This is a genomic window from Sphingomonas sp. KC8 (assembly GCF_002151445.1).
Classification (GTDB): domain Bacteria; phylum Pseudomonadota; class Alphaproteobacteria; order Sphingomonadales; family Sphingomonadaceae; genus Sphingomonas_E.
In genome coordinates this window covers 3,127,556-3,144,539 of sequence record NZ_CP016306.1, presented here as the reverse complement: position 1 = coordinate 3,144,539, position 16,984 = coordinate 3,127,556, and the positions used below count along the sequence as shown (strand labels likewise).

Here is a 16,984-nt window from a genome sequence, read left to right as displayed (position 1 = left end):
TGGCCGGCGGCCCGTTGGGGATCTGTGGCAGGAACCGAACCCGACGACGGATTGCTACTCCACCAGTTCAGCCGCGCGCTCGGCCTGCTGGCGCGCCCACATGTCGGCATAGACGCCGCGCGCCTCAAGCAGGGCGGCATGGCTGCCGCGTTCCACCACCTGCCCCGCATCCAGCACGACGATTTCGTCGGCATGGACCACGGTGGACAGGCGGTGGGCGATGATGATCGTCGTGCGCCGTTCGGAAATCGCGTCGAGCGTCGCCTGAATCTCATCCTCGGTGCGGCTGTCGAGCGCGCTGGTCGCTTCGTCGAGGATCAGGATCGGCGGGTTCTTGAGCAGGGTGCGCGCGATCGCGACGCGCTGCTTTTCGCCGCCCGAAAGTTTCAGCCCGCGTTCGCCGACGCGGGTGTCATATCCTTGCGGCAATGAACGGATGAAGCCGTCGATCGCAGCGCCCCTGGCGGCGGCCTCAACCTCCGCCTGGGTCGCGCCGTCGCGGCCATAGGCGATGTTGTAGCCGATCGTGTCGTTGAACAGCACCGTATCCTGCGGGACGATGCCGATCTGGCGGCGCAGGCTCGACTGGCTGACATCGCGGATATCCTGCCCGTCGATCGTGATGCGCCCGCCGGTCACTTCATAAAAGCGATAGATCAGCCGCGCGAGCGTCGACTTGCCGGCCCCCGACGGGCCGACGACGGCGAGCGTGCCGCCGGCCGGAATGGAGAAATCGACACCCTTCAGGATCAGCCGATCGGGATCATAGGCAAAGCGCACATCCTCGAACCGGAGCGCGCCACCGTTGACGTGAAGCGCCGGCGCACCGGGCAGATCCCGCACCTCGGCCGGGGTATCGATCAGGCGGAACATCGCCTCCATATCGATCAGGCCCTGGCGGATTTCGCGATAGACCATGCCGAGCATGTCGAGCGGACGGAAAAGCTGGGCGAGCAACGTGTTGACCAGCACGACATCGCCGGTGGTGAATTGCCCCCGACTCCAGCCCCAGACGGTGTAGCCCATCGCGCCGGCCATCATCAGGTTGGTGATCAGCGACTGGCCGATATTGAGCGCGGCGAGCGAGGTTTCGACCTTGACCGTCGTATCGGTCAGCCGGCGGACGGCCTTGGCGTAGCGCCGCTGTTCGACCTCTTCGGCGTTGAAATATTTTACGGTTTCATAGTTGAGCAGCGAATCCACCGCGCGCTGGGTGGCCGCGCCATCATGTTCGGCCCATTCGCGCCGCACCGCCATGCGCCATTCCGTCACGCGGCGGGTGAAGACGATGTAAGCCAGCACCATCGCCAGGGTGGCCGCCACCATCCCCCAGCCGAACATGACGAGGAAGATCACGCACACCGCGGTCAGTTCGATGATCGTCGGGGCGATGTTGAACAGGATGAAATAGAGCATCGTATCGATGCTCTTGGTGCCGCGTTCGACAATGCGGGTGAGCGCCCCGGTGCGCCGTTCGAGATGATAGCGCAGCGAAAGGGCGTGGAGGTGGCGGAACACATCCTCGCTCAGGCGGCGGGCCGCATCCTGGCCGACGCGTTCGAAAATGGCATTGCGGATATTATCGAACAACACCCCGCCAAAACGCGCGCCGGCATAAGCGACGACCAGCGCAACCGCGAGCAGCACCGCCGGTTCCAGCCCCGGCGCCATCCGATCGACCGCCGCCTTGTAGGCGAACGGCATGGCCAGGGTCGTCGCCTTGGCGAGCATCACCAGCCCGAGCGCGATGACCACGCGCAGCCGCAAGCCCGGATTTCCCGCTGGCCACAGATAGGGAAGGAAGCGTCGCAACGCGGCGAATCCCGCTTCGGGGCGGGCGGTGCTGGGGGAAGTATCTGGCGGCATGAACGGCCTAGATAGGGCCGGCATCGCGAAAGGCCAATGCCGTGGCGGGGATCAGGCGATCCGGGCTGAGGGGATAAGGCAAAGGCCGTGCCGGCTGCGATCCAGTGGGGATGGATCGCAGCCGGAAGAGCGAGGCCGGTGGATAACAACGCCGCGGTTCCGTGGGGGCAGAACTTGGCGGCGGCGTTCGACCACTCTTTTTTGGGCCACCTTCACCAGCGGACAGAGGGACCAGAACCATCTGCCTGCCGATACAGGAAGGTAACACCGTTGCGGCGACCATGGCCCCCGCAGCACCGGGATGCCCGAATTTGCCCGAACCGCTAAGGTTGTGACCGTCTTTTACGCCCGCGCCGGCCCCTTGTTTGAATGGCCGCAAGCCGCGTGACACATTTACTTTATTGCTATAGTGTCGCAACACACCAAAAATGTTACCGTTACACGAACGCGCCGAACGCATGGCACCGCGCGATCGCTGGGAAAGGACGAAGTGGCGGATCCGGCAGACGACGCCGCTGGTGGCGCGACGCAGGCCCAGATTGACGAGGAACTGGCCCGCATCACCGCGGCGCCCGATTTTGCCCGCGCGCCCGTCATGCGGCGTCTGCTGGAATTCCTTGTGCGCGAAACGCTGGCCGGACGGGGCGACGGGCTGAAAGCCTATGCGGTCGCGGTCGATGGACTGGGCCGATCGGACGATTTCGATGCCCAGGCGGACAGCTATCCCCGCGTTCAGGTTGGCCGGCTGCGACGGATGCTCGACGCATTTTATGCCCGCGACGCCGGCGCCAACGCGCTTCGCCTGCACATTCCCCCGGGCCAGTATCGCGTCTTCTTCCGCACGACCGATCACCCCCGGCCCGCAACCCCACCCGCACAGCCGGACGCGCCCGAATCGCGCCCTGACGGGGATGACGCGCCACCCGCCGACGATAAGGAACAGGATTTCCCGACGCCTTCCCTGGCCGGGCATGGCGCCCTGGCCGACGCGACGAAGAAGCTGCGGATTGCCGCGGCGCTGCTGCTGATGACCGTGCTGGCGCTGATTGCCGGTGCCATCTATCTGGCGCGCCGCGATGCCGCAGCGGCAGCGGACCCGGGATTGACCCAGCCGCCCCGCCTGATCATCGCCCATATCGAGGCGCCGCCAAGCCTTGACGCGATCGAAGTCGATACCGACGCGATCCTGCTCGACGCGCTGCGCCGGAGCTGGCTGGTTCGGCTGTACGATGAAGATGACCGGACGAACGCGCCCGCCCCGCGTCCGGGAACCCCCGTTTACAAGCTGACCGGAACGATCACGCCGGGGCGCGGCGCACTGCTGCGCATGCGGCTGACCCGCGCGGACACGGGCGAGCTGGTCTGGACAGGGCAAGCCCTGCTGCCGGCCGATCGCGCCAGCCTGCGGGACGCGCTGACCCCCCTGATCGTGGAACTGATTCAGCCTTATGGCGTAATCGCCAGCGATGAGCGGGCGATGTCGGGTAACCGCTTTGCCCCGGGCCAGCGCTGTATCCTGGAATTTAATCGCTATCGTCGCGATCGCACCGCATCGGGATATGAACAGATCAGCCAATGCGTGGATCGCACGCTGGCCATCGACCCCAGCAACGCGATGGCGCTGGCGGCGAAGTCCTTTCTGGTCATGGACAGGCAGCTCTACCGGTTCGGGCCGCCCGATCCTGGTGCGCCGGCACGCAGCCTGCTGTTCGCACAGCGCGCCACCGCAGCCAGCCCCTACAATGCCTTCACCCATCTGGCGATGGCCCGCGCGGCGCAGTTCGGCGCGACCTGCGGCGTCCTCACCCGCAGCGGCCGCCGCGCCATTGCGCTGAACCCATATGATCCCGACATGATCGGCATATTGGGCATCCTGATGCTGAGTTGCGATGATCCGGACGCCGAATCGCTGCTCCGCCGTGCGATTGCCCTCGACCCCGAATCGCCGATCAACATCCACACCGCGCTCACCCTGACGGTTCTCGATCGTGGCGACATTGCCGGCGCGCAGCGGATGACCGCGGCCCTCCCATCCCCCCCCACGTCGAACCAGCCCTTTGTGGAAATGACCCGGGCGATCGTGGCGGCAGCCAGCGGCAACACGGCGCAGGCCAAGGCCCATTGGGCGCGGCTGGCTGCGATCGACCCCGAAACGGCCCGCAACCCGCAATCGATGTTCGATCGCTGGCAGATGCCCAAACATCAACGCATGACCAGCTTCACGGCGCTGGCCCGCGCCGGAATCATCCCCGCGCCGCCACCATCGGCGGCGCATGATCCCGCCTCGCCGCCGGCCCCGCCGGTGGACTGACCACCGAAAAGGCGCAGCCGCCCTTTGTCACGGGGCGCAGGCCTGCTATCGGCCCCGCCATGCTTACCATTTCGGGAATCACCGTGCGGCTGGGCGGCCGCCTCATCCTCGACAACGCGACAGCCGCGCTGCCGCCGCGCAGCCGCGTCGGGCTGATCGGCCGCAATGGCGCGGGCAAATCGACACTGATGCGCGTTGTCGCCGGGCAGGGCGAAGCCGACAGCGGCTCGGTCGATATGCCGCGCGGCGCCAAGATGGGCTATATCGCGCAGGATGCGCCGTCCGGCCCGCAGACGCCGTTCGAAACCGTGCTGGCCGCCGATCTCGAACGCGCCGCCCTGCTGGACGAGGCCGAACATAGCCACGATCCCGACCGGCTGGGCGAGATTCACGAACGGCTGAACGCGATCGACGCCCATGCGGCGCCGGCCCGCGCCGCCAAGATCCTGATCGGCCTGGGCTTCGACGATGCGATGCAGCACCGTCCGCTCGACAGCTTTTCGGGTGGCTGGCGGATGCGCGTCGCGCTGGCGGCGCTGCTGTTTTCCGAACCCGATCTGCTGCTGCTCGACGAACCGTCGAACCACCTCGACCTTGAAGCGACCTTGTGGCTGGAGAATTTCCTCAAAACCTATCGCGCGACGATCCTGGTCGTCAGCCACGAGCGCGACCTGCTCAACAATGTCGTCGATCATATCCTGCACCTCGATAATGGGCGGCTGACGCTCTATCCGGGCGGCTATGACGCGTTCGAACGGCAGCGCGCCGAACGGCTGGCGTTGCAGGCCAGCGCGCGCGAAAAGCAGATGGCGCAGCGGCAGAAATTGCAGGCGTTCGTCGATCGCTGGCGCGCCAAGGCAACCAAGGCGAAGCAGGCGCAAAGCCGCGTGAAGGCGCTGGCCAAGCTGGAACCGATTGCCGCCGCGGTGGAAGATCCGACGCTCAGCTTCTCCTTTCCCAGCCCCGAAAACGGCCTGAAGCCACCGCTGATCACGCTCGACCTGGCATCGGTCGGCTATGGCGACACGCCGATCCTGTCGCGCCTCAACCTGCGGCTCGACCCCGATGACCGGGTCGCGCTGCTCGGCCGCAACGGCAATGGCAAGACGACGCTGGCGCGCCTGCTCGCCGCCCAGCTTGCGCCGATGGAAGGGGGCATCACCACCGCCGGCAAGATGCGGGTCGGCTATTTCACCCAATATCAGGTCGAAGAACTCGACACCGAGGATACCCCGCTCCAGCACATGGCGCGGCTGATGCCGGACGCGAAACCGGCGGCGGTGCGCGGCCAGCTTGGCCGGTTCGGCTTTTCGGGCGACAAGGCGACGATCGAGGTCGGCAAGCTATCGGGCGGCGAACGCGCGCGGCTCGCGCTGGCGCTTATCACCCGCGAGGCGCCGCACATGCTGATCCTCGACGAACCGACCAACCACCTTGACGTCGATGCGCGCGAGGCGCTGGTCCAGGCGCTCAACGATTATGAAGGCGCGGTGGTGGTGGTCAGCCACGACCGCCACATGCTGGAATTGACGGCCGACCGGCTGGTGCTGGTCGACGCCGGCACCGCGCGCGAATTTGACGGGTCGTTGCAGGATTATACCGATTTCGTGCTGGGGCGTGGCGAACAGGCCAAGGCCGCATCGGGCGGCGGCGAAGCCAAGACGAACCGCAAGGACGACCGGCGCGCCGCGGCCGAAGCGCGTGAACGCAACAGCGCGCTGCGCAAGCGGGTGAAAGCGGCCGAGGATGCGATCAAGACGCTGGGTGCGCGGCGTTCGGCGATCGACCGGGCGATGTTCGATCCATCGAGCGCCGATCCGCAGGACCGCGATCAGACGATGACGACGCTGATGAAGCGCCGCGCCGAGGTGGAAGCCAAGCTGGAGGCCGCCGAAGCCGAATGGCTGGAACTGAGCGAGACGCTGGAAGCGGCCTGATCCGGCGGATCAGAAGTCGATCACATCCGCGCCGGGATAGGCCACGAGCAGATGGGCGTGATCGTCGACGTCGAGGATCGCTTCATCCGCGACCAGCCAGACACTGCCGGGGACGCATTCTGACTGGTCGATCGTGCCGCCGCCCGCCAGCGGGATCAGCCAGACCGGGCGATCCGCCGCCGGCCTGATCACCACCCGCCGCTCGCCCGTCCAGCGTTCGAGGACAAAGGCGGGGCCAGCGGCCAGGATCGTCCGCCCATGCGCAATGGTGTGCGGGATATAGGGCGCGACATAGGGCACCGGATCGGATGCGGCGACGCCATCTTCGACGTGCAGTTCGCGCGGACGGCCATAATCATAGAGGCGATAGGTCAGATCCACATTCTGCTGGACCTCGACCAGCGTCAGCCCGTCGCCGATCGCGTGAATCGTGCCGGCCGGCGAATAAAAGACATCGCCCGCCTTCACCGCCTTCCAGCAGATCTTGTCTTCGATCGACCCGTCGAGCGCAGCCGCGCGCAACTCATCGCGATCCATCGCCGTGCGCGTGCCGATGGCGATCGTGGCATGCGGTTCAGCGGCGAGCACCACCCACGCTTCATCCTTCCCGCGCGGATAGCCACGGGCGTGCGCCGCAGCATCGCCGGGATGCACCTGGATCGACAGTTTTTCGCTGGTGAACAGATATTTGACGAGCAACGCCGGGTCATCGCCATCAGGCAAATCGAACCAGATTTCGCCGACGGGCGCCCCCCCGGCGGCGACATCGCCGAAACCCGGCCACAAAGTGACGCGCCCCCATGGCTTTTCCACGCGCTTGGTGATGAGACGAACGGCCGGCATCATTCACTCCGGGGATGGACGCGCTATTATGCAGCCTAACGCCGACGGCTGCGATCCGTTTCTTGTGGCCCGGGACGCTCAGCCAGAATTAGCCACCGCGCACCGTAGCCGCAATCGCCGGATCCACCGGAATCGGGAACTCCATCAACTGCTGCGCCATCGTCTTGCCCACCGGATCGAGGCGGGGCGACGCGTTGATGCCGCCCGGCAACGCCCCATGCAGCACGAAATTGAGCGCCGAACAGCCCGGCAGATCATAGCGATCGACGCATGGTTCGGCGCCTTCAAACAGATGGACGAACCAGCCAGCCACCGCGTCCGCCGTCAACGCGGCGCGGATGTACGGCAGATAGCGCGCCTCGCGGGCGATGACCGCGACGTTGAACAGTTCGCCCTTGTCGCCGCTGCGCCCCCACGCCAGATCGATCAGCCGTACGGTTTCGTTGCCGTCGACGGTGGCCACCGGCCCGCCCGGCCGATCGAGCGATGACAGGGTGAAACCACCCAGCACGGCCCCTGCCGCCGGCAGCGCCCGGCCATCGAGGCTGATGACGGGGGCGACCGCATTCTTGTCGATCAGGAACGAAAACAGCCCCGTCGTCGGCATCGCATAGGCCGCCAGATTGAGCGTCGTGCCCTGCGACATCGCCGAAATCGCCATATGCTGTTCGCGGATGAACAGATCGACGGGCAGCTTGTCGTCATGTTCGACCACCATCTTGGCGATCACCTCACGCGATGGAACCGCGCGGGCGCGGGCGCCATATTCGGCCTCCACCCCGATCGGCACATAATGGGTTGCGCGGAAATCGGGCAGGTTGCGATCGCGCAGCATCCGCCGGCCGCGTTCGAACAAGGCATCGGCCTGCCGTGCCGCCTTGGCCGGCGCATCGATGCCGACAACCGGCTGGCAGACGACGCCGCGCCATCCGGTGTCATAAGTCACGCAGACCTTGTAGCTGTCGGTCGGCGGATGCCCCTTCGCCCCCGACACGCGCACGCGGTTCGGCCCGACCTGTTCCAGCTTCACCGCCGAAAAATCGCATGTCACGTCGGGCACATAATAAGCCTGCGGATCGCTGACTTCGTAGAGCATCTGTTCGGCGACCGTGCCGACGCTGACAAGGCCCCCCGTCCCTTCGGGCTTGGTGATCACGATGCTGCCATCGGCATGGCATTCGCCCACCGGAAAACCGATATCGGCCCAGCCCGGCACATCCTGCCAATCGGTGAAGGTGCCCCCCGTCACCTGCGCCCCGCATTCGAGCAGATGGCCCGCCGTGGTGCCGGCCGCCATCAGATCGAGATCGTCCGGTCCCCAGCCAAATTCGTGGATCAAGGCGCCCAGCACGACCGCGCTGTCGACGACCCGGCCGGTGATGACGATATCGGCGCCTTCATCGAGCAACCGGGCGATCGGGAACGCGCCGAGATAGGCGTTCGCGCTCAAAATCTTGTCCGGGAAGGCCGCGCCCGAAAACATGTCGGCGGGCGCCGACATACGGATTTCATCGAGCCGGCCGCGCAGATCATCGCCCGCAACCACGCCGATGCGCGGGGAAAAGCCGGCGGCGCGGGCCTGCCGCGCCAGCGCATCGGCCAGCGCCTGCGGATTGACCCCGCCGGCATTGGCGATCACCCGCACCTTCTTGCCAAGGATTTCGGCAAGATGCGGCCCGACATGGACGTCGAGGAAATCGCTGCCGAAACCGGCTTCAGGGTTCGCCTGCGCCGCGCGCCCCATCATCCCCATCGATCCTTCGGCGAGATAATCGAAGATCAGATAATCGAGTCGCGGCACCGTCAGCAGCTGGGGCACCGACAGCGCGCTATCGATGGCGAATGCGGATGCGCCGCCGATACGAACGATCTTGTCGGTCAAAATACTCTCCTGTGCCTTTTGCCGGAGATTTTGGCGCTGCGCGGAATGTTAGGCAATCGCCCCGTCCGATCGTGGCGCAAAATCGCAACGCGACGATTCCTTTGCATCATCCATGATGCGATTTCGGGCTTGCCTGTCACGAAAGTGAATGTAACGTCACAGTCAACTCCACCATCGACCGGACATCAGCACGCTCCATGCCACCTTGCCGCCTGCCCTTCCGGTCGACAGCATCGCGCCAACGACGCATGACCGCGGCCCGGACCAATTGGCGGAGCGGGATTTAAGGCCATGTCGGCGCGACAGAACAAGACGACGGATGCAACGCGAACGGCGCGCGTGCCGCGCACATCGCGCGGCGAAGCGGCGCGCGAACGAATCAAGGAAGCTGCGCGCGTGGTGTTCAACCGCGTCGGCTATCGCAAGGCGCGCGTGACCGATATCACCGACGAGGCACAGGTCGCATCGGGCCTGTTCTATCGCTATTTCACCGACCTGCGCGAAATCGCCGCCGAATTGTCGGGCGAAATGCTGGCGCCGCTGCTGGATATCGAATCCCGGCTCGACCCCGATGCCCCGGATCGCCTGTTCGAAAAGCTGCGCGTCCACCACGCCATTCAGTCCGGCAATTATCTGCATAATCCCGGCCTGATCCGCGCATGGGTGCCCTTGTCCGAAGTCAGCCCCGAATTCCTGGCCAAGGTGCACGCCGGCTATCAGCGCTATCTGGAATTTCTCGTCACCGATCGCTGGCCCGAACCCAATGAACCGCGCACCCCCGAACGGGCGCGGATCTTGATGCTGGGCTATGCGGCGGTCGGTGCAGGCGAAATGCCGATGACCGCTTATGCGGCATGGCACACCAAATCGCTGAAACCGCTGGGGCTGGAGGAAGAGGTGCTCGCCGAATGGCTGGCGCTGCTGGCCTACCGCATGTTCACCGGCCGTGATCCCGATTCGGCGGTGCTGCGCCACCGCGACGCTATCGCCACCCTGCCCTTCATGGACAGGTTGGCGTAAACCATATCCCAGGAGAGAATTGCCATGGCATTTCCCACGGACATCCGTGTCGTCGACTTGATGTTGAACGTGCCCGTCAGCGCGACCAACGAGGAATGGTACACCGCCTTCCTGCCGCTGCTGAAGGACAAGGAAAGCCGCGAGGCATTCAAGATGCCGGCGCAGTACATGTTCAAGGGCATCCCCAATTTCGACGGCGTGCAGGACCTGATCGGCCACACCTTCGCCGAAATGGACAAATATAATATCGGCACCGCGATGATGGGCTTTTACGAAGGCTCGGATCATATCGCCGAAATCCAGCGCCGCTTCGGCGATCGCGTGCTGTGGGAACTCCCGGTCAACCCGAATGACGGGATGGACGAGGTGCGGCGCATCAAGCGGCTGCACAAGGACCACAATATCGCGGCACTTTCGGTGTTCCCGTGCGGGCTTAACCCGCAGGTGCCGATCGACGACAAGAAGATGTTCCCGATCTACGCGGCCGCGGTGGAACTGGACATTCCGATCCTCGTCAATGTCGGCATTCCCGGCCCGCGCGTGCCGATGGCGCCGCAAAAGATGGAACTGGTCGACGAGGTTTGCTGGTTCTTCCCCGAACTGAAGTTCGTGATGCGCCATGGCGCGGAGCCGTGGGATGACCTGGCGGTCAAGCTGATGCTGAAATATCCCAACCTCTATTATTCTACGAGCGCGTTCGCGCCGAAGCATTTCCCCAAATCGATCATCAACTTCGCCAATACGCGCGGATCGAACCAGATCCTGTACGCCGGCTATTACCCGTCCGGCCTTAGCCTGGAACGCAGCTTTTCCGAACTGCCGCAGGTTCCGTTCAAGGACGAAGTGTGGCCTAAATTCCTGCGCGACAATGCCAAGCGCCTCTTCAACATCAAGGATCCCGCATGAGCTTTGCATTCACTGACGAACAGGTGATGCTGCAGGATGCCGCAGCGCGCCTCGTCGAAGAAGTGGGCGGATCGGCCGCGGTTCGCGCCGCCGGCTCCAGCGACATCGGCTATGACCCGGCCGTCTGGAAACAGATGATCGACATGGGCTGGGCCGCGATCGTCGTGCCCGAAGCCCATGGCGGCATCGGCCTCGGCCAGATCGAACTGTCGATCGTCGCCCAGGCCTGCGGCCGCGCGCTGCTGCCATCGCCGCTGCTGGCGACGTCAACCGCCACGCGCGCCATCGTCGCAGCAGGCGATGCCGCGCAGCAGGATCGCTGGCTGCCGGCGATCGCCGCTGGCGAATTGACCGCCACCGTTGCGCTGACCGGCCCCGACGGCGGCTATGGCGCGGACGATATCGCCGCCACGCTTATCCGCGATGGCGACGGCTATCGCCTTGATGGCGCGTCCAGTTTCGTGCTCGACGGCCATGTGGCGGACCTGATCCTCGTCGCCGCCATGCTCGATGGTGCGATCCGCTTCGTCGCGGTGCCGCGCGACGCACAGGGCTTGCAGGCCAAGCGCCTTCCCTGGCTGGATATCACCCGCGCGGCTGCAAGGCTGGATTTCGCTGGCGTGGCAATCCCGGCCGATGCCCTGCTGCCGGGCGACGGCTTTGCCGAAACGTTGCGCTTCGCCAATGCGACACTGGCCGCCGAACAGACCGGTGCGGCCGCAGCCGCCCTCGACATCACGGTCGATTATGCCAAGCAGCGCGTCCAGTTTGGCCAGCCGATCGGCGCGTTCCAGGCCGTGAAGCACGCCCTGGCGGACCTTGCCTTGCTGGTGGAAGCCGCCACATCCGCCATCTGGTATGTCGCCGCCGTGGCCGACCAGCGGCCGGACGAATTTGCCGAGGCATCGGCGGTCGCCAAGCTGATGGCCAGCGACGCATTGTCGAAGTGCGGCGCGGACATGATCCATTATCATGGTGGCATCGGCTTCACCTGGGAACATGACGCCCACCTGTATTTCCGGCGCGCGCGCGCGTCGGCCGCCCTGTTCGGCGATCCCGACACCCAAACCGGATTAATCGCCGACCTGATCGGCCTCAATGAGGAGATCGACCATGCGGCTTGATTTCACCCCCGAACAGGAAGCCTTCCGCAAGGAAGTACGCGACTGGCTGGACGAGCAGTTGGCCGGGCCGTTCGCCCACGTCCGCGGCCTCGAAGGCACCAGCGAAGGCATCACCGAACGGTTCGAATGGGAACGCCATCTCGGCCGCACCGGCTGGAACACGCTCGCCTGGCCCAAGGCCTTTGGCGGCCGCCAGATCGACCTGATGGAACAGGTCCTCTATCATGAGGAATATGCCCGTTCCGGCGCGCCCGGCCGGCTCAGCCATGTCGGGCTGGAACTGGTCGCGCCGACGATCATGATGTTCGGCAATGACGAACAGCGCGCCCGCTTCCTGCCGCAGACCGCTCTGGTCGAAATCGTCTGGGCGCAGTTGTTCTCCGAACCCAATGCCGGGTCCGACCTGGCCAACGTCCAGACGCGCGCGCGGCTGGAAGAACGCCCCGACGGCGATGTCTGGGTGATCGAAGGGCAGAAGATCTGGAGTTCGTTCGCCCAATATTCGCAATGGGGCATGGCGCTCGTGCGCACCGAACCGGGCAGTGTCGGCGCCAAGGGCCTGTCGATGCTGCTGATCCCGATGCAGGGCAAGGGCATCGATATCCGCCCGATCAGCCAGATGACCGGCGGCAGCAGCTTCAACGAAGTGTTCTTCGACAGCGCGGAAACTCCGGCCAACAACGTCGTCGGCGCACCCGGCGAAGGCTGGAAGGTGGCGATGGGCACGCTGATGTTCGAACGTGGCGGCGCCACGCTCGGCCAGCAAATGGGCTTTCGCGCCGAACTGGATCGCATCATCCGCGTCGCCAAGGCGAATGGCGCGGCGCGCGACCCCGGCATCGCCAAGCGGATCGCGCGCGCGCAGGCCGAACTGCGGACCATGCGCTACACCGCGCTGCGGATGCTGAGCAGCACGGGCGGCAACCGCGCCGCGTTGACCTACAAGCTCTATTATACGAGCTGGCACCAGCGGCTGGGCGAACTGGCCATGGATGTCATGGGCGCAGCCGGTGAAATCGCCGAGCCGGGCAGCGATGCTTATCGGCTACAGAAGATGTACCTCGAATCGCGATCCGATTCGATCTGGGCGGGCACCAGCCAGATCCAGCGCAATATAATCGCCGAACGTGGCCTCGGGCTTCCCCGGGAAGCGAAACCGGCGAAATAGGAGAGAGCATGACCGATCCCTTCATCGCGGCGCTCACCGGCCCCGGCGCGCCGCACGAGCTGGAAGACATTGTCGTCGCCGGCGTGCCCATGCGTGCGTTTCGCAATGGGCCGAAAACGCTGGCGGACCTGTATCGCGCGGCGACGGCGCATGGCGCACGCGAATTCCTGGTCGATGGCGATCAGCGGCTGACCTTCGACGCATTTTTCGGCCTTGCCCGCGCCATGGCGGCGGTGCTGCGCGATCAGCTGGGTGACATCGGCGGCAAGCATGTCGCCATCACCATGCGCAACCGGGCGGAATGGATGGCGGCATTCGTCGCCATCACCGCGCTGGGCGGCGTGGCCGTGCTGGTCAACAGCCGGGGCCGCGGGGCCGAAATGGCCGCCGCGATCGCCGATACCGAATGCCAGTTCGTGATCGCCGACGCACAGCGCGCGGCAGCGCTGCGCGATAGCGGCGTGGCGATCCCGCCGATGATCGATGTCGACGCCAGCCCGCTGGCAGCGGACGGCCCGGCGCTGGACTTCGGCGATCTGGATCCCGACGCCGATGCAATCATCATGTTCACCACCGGCACGTCGGGGATGCCCAAGGGCGCCCGCCTCACCCACCGCGCCATCACGCAAGGGATCGCGACGTCGATCTTCTCGCGCACGCTGGTGGGCGCGCGCGCGATGGCCGGCATGGATCCGAAAATCATCGAGGCGCTGGCCGCGCTCCAGCCCACGGTGATCAGTTCCTTCCCGCTGTTCCATATTTCGGGCTGCGGATCGGATTTCCTCAACCATCTGCTGCTGGGCGGCAAGCTTGTGGTCATGCCGAAATGGAACGGCGACGTAGCCCTCGACCTGATCGAGCGCGAAGGCGTGACATCCTTTTCGGGATCGCCGGCGATGCTGTGGGATCTGGTGCGCGCGCATGATGGCAGCCGCAACCTTTCGTCGCTGCTGGGCCTTGGTGTCGGCGGCCAGGCCTTGCCCCCGCAATTGTTCGACCAGATCCGCACCATGTTCCCCAATGCCGGCTTCGGCTGCGGCTTCGGCCAGACCGAAACCGCCGGCACGGTATGCGCCGCAACGACGGCCGATCTGATCGCCCGTCCGGGCACGTCGGGCTGCGTGGTTCCCGCCGCGCGGGTGCGGATCGTGGGCGACGACGGCGAAGACCTGCCACTGGGCGAAGCGGGCGAAATCCTGATCCGCGGGCCGATGGTGGCACGCGGCTACTGGAACCGGCCGGAGGAAAATGCCCGCGTTTTCAACGATGGTTGGGTCGCCACCGGCGATGTCGGCTATCTCGACGCCGACAATTTCCTGTACATCGTCGATCGCAAGAAGGACATCATCATATCCGGCGGCGAAAATATCGCCTGTTCGGAGGTGGAATTCGCCGCTTATTCCGAACCCGGCGTCAACGATGCCGCCGCCTTCGGCCTGCCCGATGACCGGATGGGCGAACGGGTTGTCCTGGCCGTTACCGCCAAGCCGGACGAGACGCTCGATCCCATCGCGCTGCGCATGGGGCTGGCGGCTGCCCTTGCCCCGCACAAGGTGCCGACCGAAATTCGCGTCGTCGCGGTCATCCCGCGCAACCATATGGGCAAGATCGATCGCAAGGCGCTGCGCGCCGCCGGCTGACCGCCTTTCGATCCTGTGAAACGGCGCCACGGCCCCGATCCGGACCCACCGGACCGGGGCCGTTTCGTATCGCGGCCGCATGGCGCCAGCCCGGCGCGGCTGCATTTTATGTCCCAAACACGAAGGCCCCCTCCACATGGACGGTGGCCCGCCCCCCCGCCCACCGCTAGGTTCCCGTCCAAACACATTGGGAGTGGAATGCATGGCGCAGGATTTTTCGGGCAAGGTCGCCCTCGTCACGGGCGCGGGCGGCGGGATCGGGCGGGCCACCGCACAGGCGCTGGCCGCCGGTGGCGCCAAGGTCGTTGTCGGGGACGTGTCGCAAAAGGGCGGTGACGAAACCGTCGCCCTGATCACAGCGGCCGGCGGCACCGCCAGTTTCGTGCGCTGCGACGTCAGCAACCCGGATGACGTGCAGGCGATCGTCGATCACGCCGTCAGCACCTATGGCGCGCTGGATATCGCGGTGAACAATGCCGGCGTGGACCCCGAAGTGGCGCCCGTGGCCGAATGGAAGCTGGAGGATTTCGACCGCATCCACAGCATCAACACGCGCGGCGTGTTCCTGTGCATGAAGGCCGAAATCGCGGCGATGGAAGGCCGGGGCGGCGCGATCGTCAATGTCGGCTCGTTCGCATCCGTTTCGGGGGTCGCCAACAAGCCCGCCTACACCGCCAGCAAGCATGCCGTGCTTGGCCTGACCCGCGCCGCCGCGCTGCAATATGGCCGTGCCGGCATCCGCATCAACGCGGTCTGCCCCGGCGGCGTGCGCACCGCCATTCTGGTCGATAATGTCGGCACCTCCGCCGAAGCCGAAGCCGCGGTCGCCGCCGCCCATCCGATCGGCCGCGCCGGGGAATCGCAGGACATCGCCGAAGCGATCCTGTGGCTGGCATCGCCCGCATCGGGCTTCGTCCTTGGCCACGGCCTCGTCATCGATGGCGGCCTTTCCGCCCAATAAGGGGATGCGATCATGACCGAAGCTGCCCTGAAGGGAAAAACCGCTTTCGTCACCGGCGGCAGCGGCGGGATCGGCGCCGCCACCGCCAAGCTGCTGGCGCAGGACGGGGCCGCCGTCCTGCTGATGGGCCGCCGCCTGGAAGCGCTGGAACAGACCCGCGCACGGCTGCTGGCCGAAGTGCCCGGCGCACGGATCGAACTGCATGCCGGCGATGCCGGCCAGCAGGCCGACGTCGAAGCCGGGCTGGACAAGGCCCTCGCCATCGACGGCCGGCTGGACATCATCGTGCCGACGGTGGGTGGCGGCGGATTCAAGCCGCTGCTGATGCACGACGCGGATTCGTTCCGCGCCGAACTCGACTACAACATCATCACGGCCTTCCTGGCGGTGCGCTACGGCGTGCCCCGGATGAAACAGGGCGGCACGATCGTGCTGATTTCATCGACCGCCGCGATCATGCCCTTCCCCTGGCTTGGGGCGTATTGCACCGCCAAGGGCGGGCTTGAACAGTTCCTGCGCACCGCCGCCGACGAACTGGGCAGCGCCAATGTGCGGATCAACGCGATCCGGCCGGGAATGACGAAAAGCGACGCGACCGCTGGCATGTTCGAGGATCCGGCCGTCATCCAGCCGTTCATCGATCAGATGCCGCTGGGTCGGGCGGGCATGCCCGAGGATATCGCCCGTGGCGTCCGCTTCCTCGCCGGCCCGGAATCGGGCTGGGTGACGGGGCAGAGCTTCGCGGTCGATGGCGGCCACGAACTGCGCCGCAACCCGGACCTGACCGGCGTTGCGCGCGCGATCTTCGGATCGGATGTGATCGATGCGGTGAAGCGCGGCGAAGCCCCGACCGCCTGACAGCGACGGCCGTCCCCAATCTAGTGGGGGCGGCCACCACGGCGCGCGCGCATTTTGCTGCGATAGGCCGAAATCAAGTCCGCCCGGTTGGTAGCGTCGATCGCCGCGAAACGGGCATCGGCCGCCTGTTCGGCCGTCCCTTCCGCCCTGCCGACAGCCTGCGCCAGCAGCATCGGCCGGGCCGCCGCCCGGAATGCCACCGTCTCCGCCTCGCAGATACGCTGCGCGCCATGGGCGAACAGATCAACCGGGACGCGATCGCGCAACGCCGCATCCGATTCGGCGGAAAGACATTGAACATAAGCGGTCTGCGCCGCTTCCAATGCCGGGTTCGACGCCAGCAGCAGCGCGAACAATGCCAGCGCCATGTTCCACAACCCCCTGATTTACCAGTCTGACCCCCGTCATTCCCTGGCCATTGTTTCGGCCCTGCCCCGGCATCCGTCAATCCGGCACAACGGCACCGGC

General features: G+C 65.8%; 13 protein-coding genes. 9 read left to right on the top strand and 4 right to left on the bottom strand.

Annotated features, from left to right (window positions below; all coding sequences use genetic code 11):
- Nucleotides 1-54 precede the first annotated feature (54 nt).
- Entirely contained in the window at nt 55-1,866 is a 1,812-nt protein-coding gene (locus tag KC8_RS14805) for an ABCB family ABC transporter ATP-binding protein/permease (protein ID WP_010124271.1), read from the bottom strand.
- A 490-nt stretch (nt 1,867-2,356) separates the two neighbouring features.
- Between KC8_RS14805 and KC8_RS14800 the strand changes: the two genes are divergently transcribed.
- Nucleotides 2,357-4,177 (top strand): hypothetical protein, encoded by a 1,821-nt coding sequence (locus KC8_RS14800; RefSeq protein WP_010124270.1) that lies wholly within the window; start codon nt 2,357-2,359, stop codon nt 4,175-4,177.
- A 59-nt stretch (nt 4,178-4,236) separates the two neighbouring features.
- Nucleotides 4,237-6,114 (top strand): ABC-F family ATP-binding cassette domain-containing protein, encoded by a 1,878-nt coding sequence (locus tag KC8_RS14795; protein WP_010124269.1) that lies wholly within the window; start codon nt 4,237-4,239, stop codon nt 6,112-6,114.
- A gap of 9 nt (nt 6,115-6,123) precedes the next feature.
- Here KC8_RS14795 and KC8_RS14790 read toward each other — a convergent pair whose 3' ends face one another.
- Nucleotides 6,124-6,957, bottom strand: a complete 834-nt coding sequence (locus KC8_RS14790) for a class I mannose-6-phosphate isomerase (protein WP_037495534.1) — start codon at nt 6,955-6,957, stop codon at nt 6,124-6,126.
- 88 nt (nt 6,958-7,045) lie between these two features.
- Nucleotides 7,046-8,839, bottom strand: a complete 1,794-nt coding sequence (locus KC8_RS14785; RefSeq protein WP_010124267.1) for an acyclic terpene utilization AtuA family protein — start codon at nt 8,837-8,839, stop codon at nt 7,046-7,048.
- A 291-nt stretch (nt 8,840-9,130) separates the two neighbouring features.
- On the opposite strand from KC8_RS14785, the gene KC8_RS14780 reads away from it, so the two are divergent.
- From KC8_RS14780 to KC8_RS14750, 7 genes are all read left to right on the top strand, one after another.
- Entirely contained in the window at nt 9,131-9,859 is a 729-nt protein-coding gene (locus tag KC8_RS14780; protein ID WP_010124265.1) for a TetR/AcrR family transcriptional regulator, read from the top strand.
- A 24-nt stretch (nt 9,860-9,883) separates the two neighbouring features.
- A complete protein-coding gene (locus KC8_RS14775) occupies nt 9,884-10,765 on the top strand; it encodes an amidohydrolase family protein (protein WP_010124264.1) in 882 nt (293 codons plus the stop codon).
- Nucleotides 10,762-11,889, top strand: a complete 1,128-nt coding sequence (locus KC8_RS14770; RefSeq protein WP_010124263.1) for an acyl-CoA dehydrogenase family protein — start codon at nt 10,762-10,764, stop codon at nt 11,887-11,889. Before KC8_RS14775 ends, KC8_RS14770 begins: the two co-directional genes overlap by 4 nt.
- The gene (locus KC8_RS14765; RefSeq protein ID WP_010124262.1) at nt 11,879-13,057 is read left to right on the top strand and encodes an acyl-CoA dehydrogenase family protein; all 1,179 of its coding nucleotides are present in this window, start codon (nt 11,879-11,881) and stop codon (nt 13,055-13,057) included. The genes KC8_RS14770 and KC8_RS14765 overlap by 11 nt, the downstream gene beginning before the upstream one ends.
- An 8-nt stretch (nt 13,058-13,065) precedes the next feature.
- A complete protein-coding gene (locus KC8_RS14760) occupies nt 13,066-14,697 on the top strand; it encodes a class I adenylate-forming enzyme family protein (RefSeq protein ID WP_010124261.1) in 1,632 nt (543 codons plus the stop codon).
- 202 nt (nt 14,698-14,899) lie between these two features.
- Nucleotides 14,900-15,658 (top strand): glucose 1-dehydrogenase, encoded by a 759-nt coding sequence (locus KC8_RS14755; RefSeq protein WP_010124260.1) that lies wholly within the window; start codon nt 14,900-14,902, stop codon nt 15,656-15,658.
- 12 nt (nt 15,659-15,670) lie between these two features.
- Nucleotides 15,671-16,516 carry an SDR family NAD(P)-dependent oxidoreductase gene (locus KC8_RS14750; RefSeq protein WP_010124259.1) on the top strand — a complete coding sequence of 282 codons (846 nt, stop codon included), beginning with the start codon at nt 15,671-15,673 and terminating at the stop codon, nt 16,514-16,516.
- A gap of 20 nt (nt 16,517-16,536) precedes the next feature.
- On the opposite strand, the gene KC8_RS14745 is transcribed toward KC8_RS14750, so the two are convergent.
- Nucleotides 16,537-16,884: a hypothetical protein gene (locus tag KC8_RS14745; RefSeq protein WP_010124258.1), complete on the bottom strand. Its 348-nt coding sequence runs from the start codon at nt 16,882-16,884 to the stop codon at nt 16,537-16,539.
- Between the last annotated feature and the right edge of the window lie 100 nt (nt 16,885-16,984).